This is a genomic window from Variovorax sp. 278MFTsu5.1 (assembly GCF_048305045.1).
Classification (GTDB): Bacteria; Pseudomonadota; Gammaproteobacteria; order Burkholderiales; family Burkholderiaceae_C; genus Variovorax; species Variovorax guangxiensis.
This window is the reverse complement of the sequence record NZ_CP157622.1, coordinates 3,523,564-3,536,499: the sequence shown is the minus strand read 5'-3', so window position 1 is coordinate 3,536,499 and position 12,936 is coordinate 3,523,564. Positions and strand designations below refer to the sequence as shown.

At 71.3% G+C, this 12,936-nt stretch carries 13 protein-coding genes; 5 read left to right on the top strand and 8 right to left on the bottom strand.

Annotation, left to right across the window (positions count from 1 at the left end; translation table 11 throughout):
* Nucleotide 1 precedes the first annotated feature (1 nt).
* From ABL844_RS16435 to ABL844_RS16415, 5 genes are all read right to left on the bottom strand, one after another.
* Complete coding sequence (locus ABL844_RS16435) at nt 2-457, bottom strand: universal stress protein (protein WP_126019861.1); 456 nt, start codon at nt 455-457, stop codon at nt 2-4.
* Nucleotides 458-560: 103 nt separating this feature from the next.
* On the bottom strand, nt 561-1,244 hold the full coding sequence (locus ABL844_RS16430) for an ABC transporter ATP-binding protein (RefSeq protein WP_418128203.1): 684 nt from the start codon (nt 1,242-1,244) through the stop codon (nt 561-563).
* Complete coding sequence (locus ABL844_RS16425; protein WP_418128202.1) at nt 1,237-2,463, bottom strand: ABC transporter permease; 1,227 nt, start codon at nt 2,461-2,463, stop codon at nt 1,237-1,239. Before ABL844_RS16425 ends, ABL844_RS16430 begins: the two co-directional genes overlap by 8 nt.
* 28 nt (nt 2,464-2,491) lie before the next feature.
* Nucleotides 2,492-3,724: an efflux RND transporter periplasmic adaptor subunit gene (locus ABL844_RS16420; protein ID WP_418128201.1), complete on the bottom strand. Its 1,233-nt coding sequence runs from the start codon at nt 3,722-3,724 to the stop codon at nt 2,492-2,494.
* A gap of 40 nt (nt 3,725-3,764) precedes the next feature.
* On the bottom strand, nt 3,765-4,238 hold the full coding sequence (locus ABL844_RS16415) for a universal stress protein (RefSeq protein ID WP_418128200.1): 474 nt from the start codon (nt 4,236-4,238) through the stop codon (nt 3,765-3,767).
* 219 nt (nt 4,239-4,457) lie between these two features.
* Between ABL844_RS16415 and ABL844_RS16410 the strand changes: the two genes are divergently transcribed.
* From ABL844_RS16410 to ABL844_RS16400, 3 genes are read left to right on the top strand one after another with little or no spacing between them, the layout of a single operon-like run.
* A complete protein-coding gene (locus tag ABL844_RS16410) occupies nt 4,458-4,919 on the top strand; it encodes a universal stress protein (protein WP_418128199.1) in 462 nt (153 codons plus the stop codon).
* A gap of 56 nt (nt 4,920-4,975) precedes the next feature.
* Nucleotides 4,976-5,599, top strand: a complete 624-nt coding sequence (locus ABL844_RS16405; protein ID WP_126019849.1) for a hypothetical protein — start codon at nt 4,976-4,978, stop codon at nt 5,597-5,599.
* A 31-nt stretch (nt 5,600-5,630) separates the two neighbouring features.
* Nucleotides 5,631-5,894, top strand: coding sequence for a BON domain-containing protein (locus ABL844_RS16400; protein ID WP_418128198.1), 264 nt, complete (start codon nt 5,631-5,633; stop codon nt 5,892-5,894).
* A 53-nt stretch (nt 5,895-5,947) separates the two neighbouring features.
* On the opposite strand, the gene ABL844_RS16395 is transcribed toward ABL844_RS16400, so the two are convergent.
* Together ABL844_RS16395 and ABL844_RS16390 are read right to left on the bottom strand one after the other, a co-directional pair.
* Entirely contained in the window at nt 5,948-6,790 is an 843-nt protein-coding gene (locus ABL844_RS16395) for a universal stress protein (protein WP_418128197.1), read from the bottom strand.
* Nucleotides 6,787-7,170 carry a hypothetical protein gene (locus ABL844_RS16390; RefSeq protein WP_418128196.1) on the bottom strand — a complete coding sequence of 128 codons (384 nt, stop codon included), beginning with the start codon at nt 7,168-7,170 and terminating at the stop codon, nt 6,787-6,789. Before ABL844_RS16390 ends, ABL844_RS16395 begins: the two co-directional genes overlap by 4 nt.
* Before the next feature lie 190 nt (nt 7,171-7,360).
* Here ABL844_RS16390 and ABL844_RS16385 point away from each other — a divergent pair, with 190 nt between their 5' ends.
* Entirely contained in the window at nt 7,361-9,733 is a 2,373-nt protein-coding gene (locus ABL844_RS16385; RefSeq protein WP_418128195.1) for a phosphoketolase, read from the top strand.
* 25 nt (nt 9,734-9,758) lie between these two features.
* Here ABL844_RS16385 and ABL844_RS16380 read toward each other — a convergent pair whose 3' ends face one another.
* Nucleotides 9,759-11,699, bottom strand: a complete 1,941-nt coding sequence (locus ABL844_RS16380) for a YadA family autotransporter adhesin (RefSeq protein ID WP_418128194.1) — start codon at nt 11,697-11,699, stop codon at nt 9,759-9,761.
* Between the two features lie 149 nt (nt 11,700-11,848).
* Between ABL844_RS16380 and ABL844_RS16375 the strand changes: the two genes are divergently transcribed.
* A complete protein-coding gene (locus ABL844_RS16375) occupies nt 11,849-12,859 on the top strand; it encodes a response regulator transcription factor (RefSeq protein WP_418128193.1) in 1,011 nt (336 codons plus the stop codon).
* Nucleotides 12,860-12,936: the final 77 nt, after the last annotated feature.

Below are 12,936 nucleotides of genomic sequence, written 5' to 3'. Positions count from 1 at the left end.
GCTACCCGGCGGTCGCCTGCTCGCCCACGGCCGCATGCACCAGCAGCACGGGAACACTGGAGCCGCGCACGATCCGCTCCGTGCTGCTTCCGAGCAGCAGCTGCCCGAGGCCGCGCCGGCCTCGGGTGCCGGCAATGATCAGGTCGGCATGCCAGCCACGCGCCTCGTCCGCGACGAGGCTGGCCACGGTACCGTCCGTTTCGTTGTAGAGCACGGTGTCGACCTCGACCCCGGCCGAACGGACTCGCTCGGCGCTGCGGGCGAGCATGCGCGAGGCTTCTTCGCGCAGCTGCTGCGACCTGTCGTGGGCATAGCCGGCACGGGAAACCGAGAGATCGTCGATGGCGTGGAGCAGCCGCACCCGGCTTCTCATCGGCCTGGCGAGGCGGATCGCTTCCTCGATGCCCTGGGCCGATGCCGGGCTGCCGTCTATGGGAACGAGTATTCGTCGGTACACGGGATGGCTCCTTGCCGGGCAAGGCTGCGTCTGCAACATCGATGCCTGCCCGCTCTTCACGCATCCATTCTGGGCATCCGCGCGGCCTCCGGATTGACGTGCATCAATCGCGGATCATGCCATCCACCACCTGGATGATGCGGTCGCAGCGTCCGGCCAGCTCGGGGTTGTGCGTGACGAAGAGCACCGCCATGCCGCGCTCGCGGTTGGCTTTTCTCAGAAGCTCGAAGACGGCGTCCGCCGACCTGGTGTCGAGGTTGCCCGTGGGCTCGTCCGCGAGCAGCAGCGGCGGGTCCATCGCCAGCGAGCGGGCCACGGCCACGCGCTGCTGCTGGCCGCCGCTGAGCTCGGTGACCATGCTGTCGCGCCATTTCGCCAAGCCCACGCTCTCCAGCAGCGCGGCCGCGCGCTGCGCCATGTCGTTCCTGGAGAAGCCGGCATCACCGAGCATGGGCATCGCCACGTTCTCCAGCGCGGTGAAGCCGGCGAGCAGGTTGTGGTACTGGAAGATGAAGCCGATGTTGTGCCCGCGTAGCCGCGTGAGCGAACGCTCGTCGAGCAGGCGCGTCTCTTCGCCGCCGATGCGCAGCGAACCGCTGGTGGGCCGGTCGAGCAGCCCGACGATGTTCAGCAGCGTGCTCTTGCCCGAACCCGACGGCCCCATGACGGCGCAGAACTCGCCGCGCGCCAGCGTGAGGTCGATGCCGTGCAGCACCTGCGTCTCGTTCGGCAGCCCGAGGTTGAAGGCCTTGTGCACGTCGCGCAGGCTGACGACGGGCTCAGCCACGGATCGCCACCACCGGGTCGAGCCGCGCCGCTCGCAGCGCCGGCGCAAACGCCGCCACCAGCCCTGTCAGCGTGGCCAGCAGCAGCGAAGCCACGAAAAGACCCGGCTCGATGGCCAGCGGAAAAAGCGGCGTGCCGTCGGGGTTGAGCGCATAGCGCTGCCACAGCAGCAGCGCCACCAGGCCCATGCCCGCACCGCCCAGGGAACCGAGCAGCCCCAGAAGCCCGCCCTGCAGCAGGAAGACCCGCAGCACCTGGCCGCGCGAGATGCCCATCGCGCGCAGGATGCCGATCTCCCGCGACTTCTGCACGACCGACACCACCAGCACGCTCGCGATGCCGAAGGCCACCGACAGGCCGACGAAGAAGCGGATGGTGGTGTTCGAAGTCTTCTGCGCCTGCACCGCCGTGAAGAACTGCGCGTTGGTGGCGATCCAGCTGTCGGCCTCCACGCCGGTGCCCGCGGTGATGCGCTGCGCGATCACGTCGGCGGCGTAGATGTCCCTCACCTTCACTTCGAGGCTGGAGACGCCGCCTACAAGGCCCAGCAGGCTCTGTGCCGTGCGCAGTGCCACGAAGGTGGTGCGCTGGTTGGCGGGCTTGCTGCCTAGGTCGAAGAGGCCGGTCACCATGAGCGTCTGGTTGCCGCCGCTGGCCGACGACACCCGCAGCTTGTCGCCGATGCCCACGCCCAGGTCGCTCGCCAGGTCGGTGCCGATCAGGATGTCGCCCGGCGTGAGGCGCGTGCTGCCACGCACGATCTTCTCGGGCAATGCCACGATGAGGAAGTACTGCGCCGGATCGATGCCGTTGACAGAGACGGCACGGCTCGCCTCGCCCCGGATCGCGAGCGCGGAGCCGCTCGCCGTGGGCGAGACGACCTCCACGCCCGGCATGGCGCGTACCTGCGCCGCGACCGACTGCCACTGGTCGATCGACTTGAGCCTTTGCAGCGGCGCCTGCACCACGGCGTCTTCCAGCGCGTCCGCCGCCCCGAGCGCGCGCGCCACCTCCTTCGGCGGCAGCAGCTGGATGTGCGACTGCGCCATGAGCACGCGGCGGATGAAGTTGGATTGCAGTCCGGTGAGCAGCGCCGACATGAACACGATCACCGCCACCCCGATCGCGATGCCGGCCACGATGAAAAGCGTCTGCATCCGCCCCTCGCGCAGGAAGCGGATCGCCACGATCCATTCGAAGGGCAGCCAGCGGCTCTTCATGGCTTCATAGCTTCATGGCTTCAAGGCCTCACGGCGACGGCGGGCGCAAGTCCGCAGGCGAGATTGCCGTGGCGCGCAGGCGGGAGCCCTCCCCGATGCCGGGAGTCTTCGCCGGCAGCACCAGGTCGCCCGGCCGCAGCCCGTCGAGCACCTCGGCGAAGCCATTGCCGCGAAGCCCCAGGCGCACCGGCTGGCGCCGCGCACGGCGGCCGTCGACCTTCAGCACCCAGGCGCCGACAAGGTCCGCGTCGCGCAGCGCATCGGACGCCACCAGCACCGCCTGCTGCCGCTGCGCGACCTGGATGTCGACCGACACCGTCATGTCCTGGCGCAGGTAGGCCGGCGGCTGCGCGACGTCGAGCTTGACCTCGACCGAGCCGCGCTGCACGTCCACGCCCGGATTGATGTAGACCAGCTCGGCCACCATCCGCTGGCCGGGATAGGCATCGGCCGAGGCGATGGCCTTCTGGCCCGGCGCGAGCATCTGGAGGTTCTTCTCGTCGATCTGCACCACCAGCTGCGTCTTGCCGGCCGGCGACAGCACCATCAGCGCCTTGCCGGGCTGCACCACGTCCCCGCGCTCCACCGCGCGGTCGATCAGCGTGCCCTCCACCGGCGCGGCGACGGTCGCATAGACCAGACGGGAGCGCGCCACGGCCGCGCCCGCCACCGCCTGCGCCAGCGCGGTCTCGGCCATCGCATGGTCGCTGCCGCCGTCGCTCGCGCTCTCGAGCTGCCTGCGGCTCGCGCGCAGCTGCGATTCGGCGAGATCCACCGCCTTGCGCAGGTCGTCCAGCGCGGCCTGCCCGACGAAGCCCTGGCGGAACAGATCGGTGTTGCGGCGCAGCTGCGCACGCGCGTTGTCCAGGTTGACCTCGGCCTGGCGCACGGCCTGCGCCGCCACCGGCGCCTGCACCTCGCGCAGCTGCCTCAGCCGTGCCCTCGCCTGCGACACGGCCGCCTCGGCCTGCGCGAGCGCGGCCGACCATTCCGCGCTCTCGAGCTCGATCAGCACCTGCCCCGCGCGCACGTGCTGGCCCTCCGCCACGGGCACGGTCTTCACGACACCTGTGACCTGCACGCCGATGTTCACGCGATGCGGCGCCTCCACGTGTCCGCTGGCAACCACCGACTGCACGAAGTCGCGCCGCACCACCATCGTCGCGTCGACGCTCGGCCCCAGCAGAAGCTGCGAACCCAGCCACGAACCGGCCGCGATCACGGCCACGGCGGCAAGCGCAATGGCGATGCGGGGCCTCACGGCCCTCCACAGCCGCACGGGCCACGCGGGGCGCGGCGGCTCAGGCTGTAGCTGCGACATCTTCGTGCGCCGACCCGGGGCCGGACTTCCTCCCCTGCGCGCCGTGCACCACCAGGCGCACGGGAATCACGCCGGCTGCCTGCACGGCTTGCCCGAGGCCCTCGCGCCGTCCGCTCGTGCCGATCACGATCAGCCCGGCCTCCCAGGCCCTGGCCTGCTCGACGACGACGTCCGCGACGCATGCCGTCCGCGCGGTGAAGAGCAGCGTCTGCGCCGGGATGCCGGCCGCTTCGGCCCGCGCCCGTCCCAGCTGCAGGATCTGCGCGCCGGCCCGCTCCATCCACGGGATCAGGTCCGCGCCGGCAGGCCTGCCGCCGCCGTCGTATCTCGCGGCCTCCACGACGTGCACGAGCCGCAACGCGCAGTTGTCGCGCACCGCGAGGCGGATGGCTTCGTCGAGTCCTCGCAGCGAAGCGATGCTGCTGTCCAGCGGAACGAGGATTCGGGGAGACATGGCGGCGTCCGGTCGTGTTCGGTAGGTGGCGGTTGGCGGTTCGGCTTCAGTCTCCATGCGCGCGCGCCGGGCGGCTTGACACACATCAAGCCGCCGCCACCGCCGCGGCGATGTTGATGTGGCGCAAGCCCGGCCCGGGCGGGCGACGGAAGAATCTGGCTGCCCGTCGCGCCGGGGCCGGCGGCGGGCATTCGTTGAAAACGGCCCGAGGAGAAACCCATGTCCGTCTACAAGCACGTGCTGGTTCCGCTGGATGGCAGCCCCACGGCCGACTGCGGCCTGCAGGAAGCCATCCGCCTGGCCGGCGAACTCGGAAGCAGGCTGCGCCTGCTCCACGTGGTCGACGACTTCCCGATGCTGATGGAGATGTCGAGCGTCTCCAGCTTCGAGGCCGGCCTGCAGAAGGCGCGCGAATACGGCGAATCGATCCTCGCGCGCGCACAGGCCAGGGCGACGGCCGCCGGGGTCGAGGCCGAGACCGTGCTGCGCGAAGTCACGCAGGAGCGGATCGCCGAGGTCGTGACCGAGGAGGCCGCGAAGGCCGCCTGCGACCTGATCGTGATGGGAACCCACGGCCGACGCGGCCTCAGCCGGCTGGCGCTCGGCAGCGACGCCGACCGCGTGGCACGCAGCAGCCCCGTGCCCGTATTGCTGGTGCGCGCGAAGACGACGCCGGGCTGAAGGCGCCTTCGCCCCACACACATCTCCACGACAACAACCCACAGGAAGAAAGAAGCATGACCTCCGACACACTGCGCAACCTGCTGGCGTCCGCGGCCCTCGCCGCCGGCGCCTGCGCATTCGCCGCCGACTACACAGCGCCCGGACAGCTCAGCCCGCCGGAGAGCGCGATGCAGAAAGCGGGTGACGCGACGCGCGCGGAAGCCGGCCGGGCCGCGCGCGACGCGGAAAAGGCCGCCCGCCAGGCCATGAATGCCGCCAAGTCCGCCGCCGACAAGAGCAAGGCCACCGCCGGCAAGGTATCGAGGGCCCTGGCCGAGGGCATCCGCCAGGCCGCGCGAAAGGCGGCCGAAGCGGCAACGCGACTGGAAGAAAAGACCGCGACATCGGCGGCCAAGGCGGTCGACGAAGGCAAGGACGCCGCGCGCGCGGCTCAGGAAGAAAGCAGCAAGGCTGCCCAGGCATCCAGGGAGGCCCTCGCCCGGGCGGAAGAATCGGTGAACCGGTCCGCGCAGGCCGGCAAGGAAGAAGCCGAGAAGGCCGCGCAGGCCACGCGCGAAGCGCTCGGCAAGGCTGAAGAAGCCATGCGCTCGGCCGCCAAGGCAGTTGCCGACGCTTCTGCGCGCACGCTCGAAGCGGCGAAGCGCAAGGCCCGTCCCGCGGGCACCGAAGGAAAGTGACGCCCGTGCCCGATAGCCGGAGAGAACGACCATGAACCCCGACATCCAACTCAGGCACGACGTCTTCGCCCAACTCAACTGGGACCCCGCCGTCAACGGCTGCGACGTCGACGTGAGCGTCAAGGACGGCGTCGTTACCTTGCGCGGCCAAGTGGCCGACGAGGCCCGGCGCGCCGCCGTGGAACGGGCCGCGCGCCGCACCGAAGGACTGACGACGCTGCTTAACAGGCTCATCGTGCTGCCGCCGCGGCAGGCGGCGCCGGAGTCCGGCCGGGCCGGCGCGCATCCGGCCTGAACACAGGGCCGAGCCTCGCACCGGCGGCTCCGCGAGGCAACGAAGGCGCCGTGTCAGTGCGCCATCAGCAGGGGGACGCCCGAGCGCATCAGCACTTCGCGGGTCACGCCGCCCAGCAACTGCTGCTGCACGCGGGCATGGCCGTAGCCTCCCATCACGAGCAGATCGCTGGCGAGCACCTCGGCGCGGTCGAGCAGCGCTTCGGCTATGCGCAGCGGCGTCACCATGCGCTCCACGCTGGCCTGGATGCCATGGCGCAGCAGCCAGCCGCTCAGGTCCTCGGGGTCGGGCGCCTGCGGCGAGGCTGCGGCGGGCTCCCTGCGCAGGGACAGCAGCGTGACATGCGTGGCACTGCGCAGCAGCGGCATCGCGCCGCGCAGCGACATGGCTGCTTCCCTGCTGCCGTCCCAGGCCACGAGGATCCTGTCGAGGTCCGCAGAGGCGCAGCGCACCGCACTCGGAACGATGAGAACCGGCCGCCCCGCATTCAGCATGACGTCCTCGGGCAGCCGGTTCGCCGCCTCGCACACTGCCGCGGCCCCGTCGGCCTGCCCGACGACGATCAGGTCGCTGGCCCGGCCATGGTGGACCACGGCCTGCACCGGATCGCCGTCCACCAGCCGTGCATCGCTGGAGGACGCAGCAGGACGTATCCGGCTGTGGAACACATGCGCGACGGTTTCGGCCCGCCTGCGCAGGTGCAGCGAGGCCTCGGCGATCGTGCGGTCCATATCTCCTGAACCACGCGGAGCCGGGCCTGTTCCGGCCGGGGCCCAGGTGGGCACGATGCCCATCAGATGGCTCCCGTGCAGCCTTGCGAGCCGCGCCGCCAGGCGGGTGCGGACCTCGCAGCACTCGGTGTGGTCGAGGTGCACCGAGATGGTCGAAAGCGTCATGCCTGCCGCCTTGCCGTGGTGGCCTTGCGGCCGGCGTTCATCCGGTGCGCTGAAGGCGCGCAGGCCAGGGCACCGTGCAGCGTGTGCAGGGCCTCGCTCACCACGGCCTTTCGCGAGGGCTGGGCCTGCGCGGCCTCGTGGGTGGCCGCAGGCACATGCGCGGAGAGATTCGGTCCCTGGCGCCGCAGCACCTGCATCGGCGCCATGGCCAGCGCGGGCCAGTCCTCGGCGCGCATGACCGCATCCGTCTCGGCGCGGGTCAGCGCGATGCAGTCCTGCAGCACCCGCGATCCGATCGTCTCGAACATCGAAAGCGCGTGCAGCCAGATGCCGTACTGGGCCTTGCACAGCGCCAGCGGGAAGGTGAATTCGGTGCTCATGGCGTGTACTCCTGGCCCGAAGGGCCTGAAACGAATGCTGGCGCGGCGCGGCCTTGCCGGGTTTGCGCGGGATCAAGGCAACACAAAGCCGCGCTTCCTGTATCGGTTGTTACGGGTTTGACCGACATCAACCCGATGCGCGCCCACGTGCCCATACTGGAGCGTCGATCCATTCCCCGGGAACTTCGACATGGCCTCTTCTTCCACCGAACCGCCAGCTCCGGACGACTTCGCGCTGCTCGACGCCTGGTGGCGCGCCGCCAACTACCTGTCGGTGGGCCAGATCTACCTGATGGACAACCCGCTGCTGCGCGAGAAGCTCGCGCTCCAGCACATCAAGCCGCGCCTGCTGGGGCACTGGGGCACGACGCCCGGCCTCAACTTCGTCTACGCGCACATGAACCGCGCCATCAACGCGCGGGATCTCGACGCGATCTTCATCGCGGGCCCCGGCCACGGAGGCCCGGGCGTGGTCGCCAACACATGGCTCGAAGGCAGCTACAGCGAGGTCTATCCGGAGGTCGGGCGGGACGCCGCGGGCCTGCGGCGGCTGTTCACCCAGTTCTCCTTTCCGGGCGGCATTCCGAGCCACGCGGCTCCCGAGACGCCGGGCTCCATCCACGAAGGCGGCGAACTCGGTTACTCGCTGCTGCATGCGTACGGCGCCGTGTTCGACAACCCCTCGCTGCTCGCCTGCTGCGTGGTGGGCGACGGCGAGGCCGAGACCGGCGCACTGGCGGCGAGCTGGCACTCCAACAAGTTCCTGAACCCCGAGCGCGACGGCGCGGTGCTGCCGGTGCTGCATCTCAACGGCTACAAGATCGCCGGCCCGACCGTGCTGGCGCGCATCGGCGAGGACGAGCTGACGCAGCTGCTGCGTGGCTACGGCCACGAACCGTACTTCGTGGTGGGCGACGAGCCCGCCGACATGCACAGGCAGATGGCGGCGGCGCTCGACACGGCGCTGGACGGCATCCGCGCCATTCAGGCCGATGCCCGCGCCAACGGCTTCCGCGTGCGCCCCCGCTGGCCGATGATCGTGCTGCGCTCCCCCAAGGGCTGGACCGGACCGCGCCACGTGGACGGCGTGCAGATCGAGGGCACCTTCCGCGCGCACCAGGTGCCTCTCGCCGATCTCGCCGCCAGGCCGCAGCACGTCGAACTGCTGGAGCGATGGCTGCGCAGCTATCGCCCGGAAGAGCTCTTCGACGCGGACGGCGCGCTTCGCCCAGAGATCGCCGCGATCGCACCCAGGGGCGATCGCCGCATGAGCGCCAATCCGCACGCCAACGGCGGGCTGCTGCTGAAGGACCTGGCGCTGCCGCCCTTTCGCGCACACGCGGTGTCCGTGGCGGCGCCGGGCGCGACCGACGCCGAAGCCACGCGCGTCGCTGGCACCTTCCTGCGCGAGGTCATGCGCGCCAGCGAACGGGAGCGCAACTTCCGCGTGATGGGGCCGGACGAGACCGCGTCGAACCGGCTCTCGGCCCTGTTCGAGGTGACCGGGCGGACCACGACCGCGCAGGTGTGGCCGGGCGACGAGAACCTCTCGCCCGACGGCCGCGTGATGGAGGTGCTGAGCGAGCACCTTTGCCAGGGCTGGCTCGAGGGCTACCTGCTGACCGGGCGGCACGGCTTCTTCTCTTGCTACGAGGCCTTCATCCACATCGTCGACTCGATGTTCAACCAGCACGCCAAGTGGCTCAAGGTGACGCGCGGCATCGGCTGGCGCCGGCCGATCGCGTCGCTGAACTACCTGCTCACCAGCCACGTCTGGCGCCAGGACCACAACGGCTTCAGCCACCAGGACCCGGGCTTCCTCGACCACGTGGCCAGCAAGAAGGCGGAAGTGGTGCGCGTGTACCTGCCGCCCGACGCCAACACCCTGCTTTCGGTGGTCGACCACTGCCTGCGCAGCCGCGACTACGTGAACGTCATCGTGGCCGGCAAGCAGCCCGCGCCCCAGTGGCTGGACATCGAGTCGGCGGCCCGCCACTGCACCACCGGCCTGGGCATCTGGGAATGGGCGAGCAACGACGAAGGCGGCGCGCCCGACGTGGTGATGGCCTGCGCCGGCGACGTGCCGACGCTGGAGACGATGGCGGCGGTCGACCTGCTGCGCGAGAAGCTGCCGTCACTGAAGGTGCGCGTGGTGAACGTGGTCGACCTGATGGCGCTGCAGTCTCCGGACGCCCACCCGCACGGGCTGCCCGATGCGGACTTCGACGCCATCTTCACCATCGACAGGCCCGTGATCTTCGCGTTCCACGGATATCCGGCGCTGATCCACCGGCTGATCTACAAGCGGCGCAACCATCCCGGCTTCCACGTGCACGGCTACTGCGAGGAAGGCACCACCACCACGCCCTTCGACATGACGGTGCTCAACCGGCTGGACCGCTTCCACCTCGCCGCCGACGCGATCGCCCGCGTGCCGCGCCTGTGCGACAGCGCGGGCCACGTGCAGCAGCACCTGCGCGACAGGCTGCTGGAACACAGGGCCTACATCACCCGCCACGGCAAGGACATGCCGGAGATCGAGGACTGGCGCTGGACCGGATAGCCCCGGAGCCGGATGCGCCCTCCGGCTACCACTGATAGCCGGCCTGCACCCGCCCCCCGACCTGCGCGCCGGAGCCGGTTGCGACGGAGAGCCCGCCGCCCACCTGCCAGTTGCTGTCGAGCTGGTATGCGAAGCCCACCCCCAGCGCGCTCTGCCCCGCATAGTGGGCCGCCGCGGCGCCGACCCAGCGGCGGCCGGCCTGCAGCATCGGCACCGACGGCATGGCCATGGCTTGCGCGACGCCGCGCGCCGCGAACTCGCGCACCGCCTGCACCTGGGCGCCGAACTGCGCGCTCGTGCGCTCCAGCTGCGAGAGGTTGACCGCGTCGGTGGGCAGGGTGCCGGGTGCGACGTTGACGATCTGGCGCGGCGCCGCCGCGCTGCCCACGCTCACCGTGGAAGGACGGTCCGCCACCGAGCCCTGCCCGAGCGCGACCGACTCCGGCGCCACGGCCCGGGCGTTCGCGCCCAGCGCCACGGCGTTGACTCCGCTGGCCAGCGAGGCCGCGCCGATGGCCGTGGTCGGGTCGGCCAGGGCCCGCGCGCCATCGCCGATCGCCAGCGAGCCCGCGTGGAGCGCCTGTGCATCGCGGCCGATGGCCTGGGCGCCGTCGCCCTGCGCCGAGGCGCCGATGCCCACCGCCACGGCCCCCATGCCGCTGGCACTGGCCGCCGCCTGCCCGGGCACCGAGCAGCGCAGCGCCCCGCCGTTCACGGTGCACACGCCGAGCTGGCCGTTCACCACCGCCTGCAACTGCACCGACTGCGTCTGGATCTGCGTCGTGTGCGTCTGCAGCTGCTGGGTCATGTCGATCACCTGTGCGCCCTGCGTCGTCGCCAGGGTCAGCGCCTGCTCGGCGGTGGTGCGCACGCCGTACAGCTGCGCGCCGTTGACCGCGTCGCTCGATGTGGCGCTGACCTCGCCGGCGACGACGCCGCCGATGCGCCCGGCATTGAGGATGCCTGCGCCCCGGTTGTCGATGCCGCCCAGCGTGACCAGCCGCCCGCCCACCTCGGCGGCGCCGCCGACGGACAGCGTGCCGGCATCGACCTGGCCGCTGGCCTCGATGCCCGCGACATTGGTCAGCGTGCGCTGGTTGCCCGTGGAGCCGAAGGACACCACGTTGCTGCGGCCGCCGTCGCTGCTCTGGGCGCCGATGGCCACCGAGTTCTGGCCGCTGGCCCATGCGTTGCGGCCCAGCGCCATCGCTCCGGCCGCGTTGGCGAAGCTGGCATAGCCCAGCGCCATGGCGCCGTCGCCGTACGCGCGCGACGCCGAGCCCAGCGCCATGCTGGCGAACCCGCCGGCGTCGCTGTCGGCTCCGACGGCGAGGCTGCGCTCCTCGCGGGCCTTGCTGTTCACGCCCAGGGCGCTGGCACGCGCGCCGATCGCCTCGCTGTCGTTGCCTACCGCGACGGCGCGCTCCCCGCTGGCCGCGCTGTCCGCGCCGACGGAGACCGCCTCCACGGCCGAGGCCGCACTGCGGTAGCCGAGGGCCACCGAGGATTCGCCGCTGGCCTTGGCCACGTTGCCCACCGCCAGCGCCGAGCCGGCGCTGGCCTCGGTGAAGGAGCCGATCGCGGTGGCCGAGTTCGCGCTCGCGTTGCTGCTCAGGCCCATGGCGGTCGCGCCGTTGCCGGCGGCCTGGGCACGAATGCCGTAGGCCGACGCATTGCCGCCATAGGCCGTGGCCGAGCGCCCGATGGCCGTGTTGCCCGAACTCAGGTCGATGCCGGCCTGCGACTCGGCGCCGCCGGCGATGTTGCTCTGGCAGTCGGCCTGTACCACGTCGCGCGCGGTGCTGAAGCCGGAATAGGCGCCCTCGTCGCGGCTGCTGTAGAGCGTTCCGCCCGGACACAGGTTGGGGTTGAGCACCTGGGCCTGCGCGGCGGGCACGGCGCAAAGACTCAGGGCGCACAGAAGCCGCGCGGTGGGCGACAGGCGCGTTGATGGTCGGGTCGTCATGTGTGTTCTCCTCTCTCGTGCGGCTCTGGAGGCCGCCCCGCCGATGCTGCAGGCGCTGCATGCCCGGCCCGTACCATGCTTTGTGGTAGCCTGCGGCGCCCTTGCCGGCCCCCCTCCTTTGCCCGGCCCCAGGTCGCGACCCGCGTGCCATGCCCTCACGGACACCACCCTCCGATCCCGACGCTCACCCCACCCGCCTCACCGGCGGAACCGAGCCGCTGTCGCTGCTGCGCCTGGCCCGCACCACCGGCAGCGAACGCTTCCAGCACGAGCTGCTGCGCCGCCTGCTGGACGAGTTCCGCGCCGACCACGGCGCCATCAACACCTGGCATCCGCGCAGCTTCGTCTCCTCGGTGGGCATCGGCTACGACCTGGCCGCGATGAGCGAGCAGTGGAACCGGATCAACGGCGCCGAGCTCGACTTCATCACCTTCGCCATGCGCGCGCAGCCCGAGCAGGCCGCGTTTGCCAACGACGACGATCCGCGCTGGAAGCGGACGCCGCCCGCCTGGCGCGAGTTCCTCTCGAGCCACGGCATCGTCCACCAGATGGGCGTGGCGATTCCCTTCGAGGGCAGCGAGACCTTCGTGCACCTGTATCTCAACCGCGGGCCCGGCTCGCCTGCGCACACCGAGCGCGATGCGCGCGCGCTGACCGCGCTCACGCCGCAGATCCGTGAATCGCTGCTGGTGAACCGCCTGTACGCGCATGCCCGGCAGGGCTTGGACGAGGAGGCGCAGCCGCTGGCCCTCACCGACGCTGACGGCTGGGTGCTGTTCGCCAACCGCGCCTTCTGCGCCGCATGGCCGGCGCTCTCGGCCCTGGCGGGCGCGACCTCTCCGCGCCTGCCGCGGGCATGGCTGTCCGGCCATCGGACGGCGTTGCGGCAGCTGGAGGCCGGCGGATGGTCGATCGAGGTCGGCCAGGACGAAAGCGGCCTGCGCGTCGCCCTGCACCGCCGCCCGGCGCGCGACGGCATCGCCGCGCTGACCCCGAGGCAGGCCGAGATCGCGCGGCTGTACTGCATGGGGCATTCTGGCAAGGACATCGGGCTTCGCCTCGGCCTGTCTCCGGCCACGGTGCGGGTGCACCTGCGCAACGCCTACAGCCGCGCGGGCGTGGGTAGCCGGGCGGCGCTTCGGGCCTGGCTGGGCCTCTGAGGCGGGAGGCCCGCGCGGGCCGGAGAGCGCGACGGATACCGCCTGCGGGCACCGTGCAGGGTACCCTCGTATGGGAT

What these genes read in the sequence shown, in the direction of transcription:
- ABL844_RS16425 (WP_418128202.1), bottom strand. Translation starts at nt 2,463, where the DNA reads ATGAAGAGCCGCTGGCTGCCCTTCGAATGGATCGTGGCGATCCGCTTC.
- ABL844_RS16415 (WP_418128200.1), bottom strand. Translation starts at nt 4,238, where the DNA reads ATGTCTCCCCGAATCCTCGTTCCGCTGGACAGCAGCATCGCTTCGCTG.
- ABL844_RS16410 (WP_418128199.1), top strand. Translation starts at nt 4,458, where the DNA reads ATGTCCGTCTACAAGCACGTGCTGGTTCCGCTGGATGGCAGCCCCACG.
- ABL844_RS16405 (WP_126019849.1), top strand. Translation starts at nt 4,976, where the DNA reads ATGACCTCCGACACACTGCGCAACCTGCTGGCGTCCGCGGCCCTCGCC.
- ABL844_RS16400 (WP_418128198.1), top strand. Translation starts at nt 5,631, where the DNA reads ATGAACCCCGACATCCAACTCAGGCACGACGTCTTCGCCCAACTCAAC.
- ABL844_RS16395 (WP_418128197.1), bottom strand. Translation starts at nt 6,790, where the DNA reads ATGACGCTTTCGACCATCTCGGTGCACCTCGACCACACCGAGTGCTGC.
- ABL844_RS16390 (WP_418128196.1), bottom strand. Translation starts at nt 7,170, where the DNA reads ATGAGCACCGAATTCACCTTCCCGCTGGCGCTGTGCAAGGCCCAGTAC.
- ABL844_RS16385 (WP_418128195.1), top strand. Translation starts at nt 7,361, where the DNA reads ATGGCCTCTTCTTCCACCGAACCGCCAGCTCCGGACGACTTCGCGCTG.
- ABL844_RS16380 (WP_418128194.1), bottom strand. Translation starts at nt 11,699, where the DNA reads ATGACGACCCGACCATCAACGCGCCTGTCGCCCACCGCGCGGCTTCTG.
- ABL844_RS16375 (WP_418128193.1), top strand. Translation starts at nt 11,849, where the DNA reads ATGCCCTCACGGACACCACCCTCCGATCCCGACGCTCACCCCACCCGC.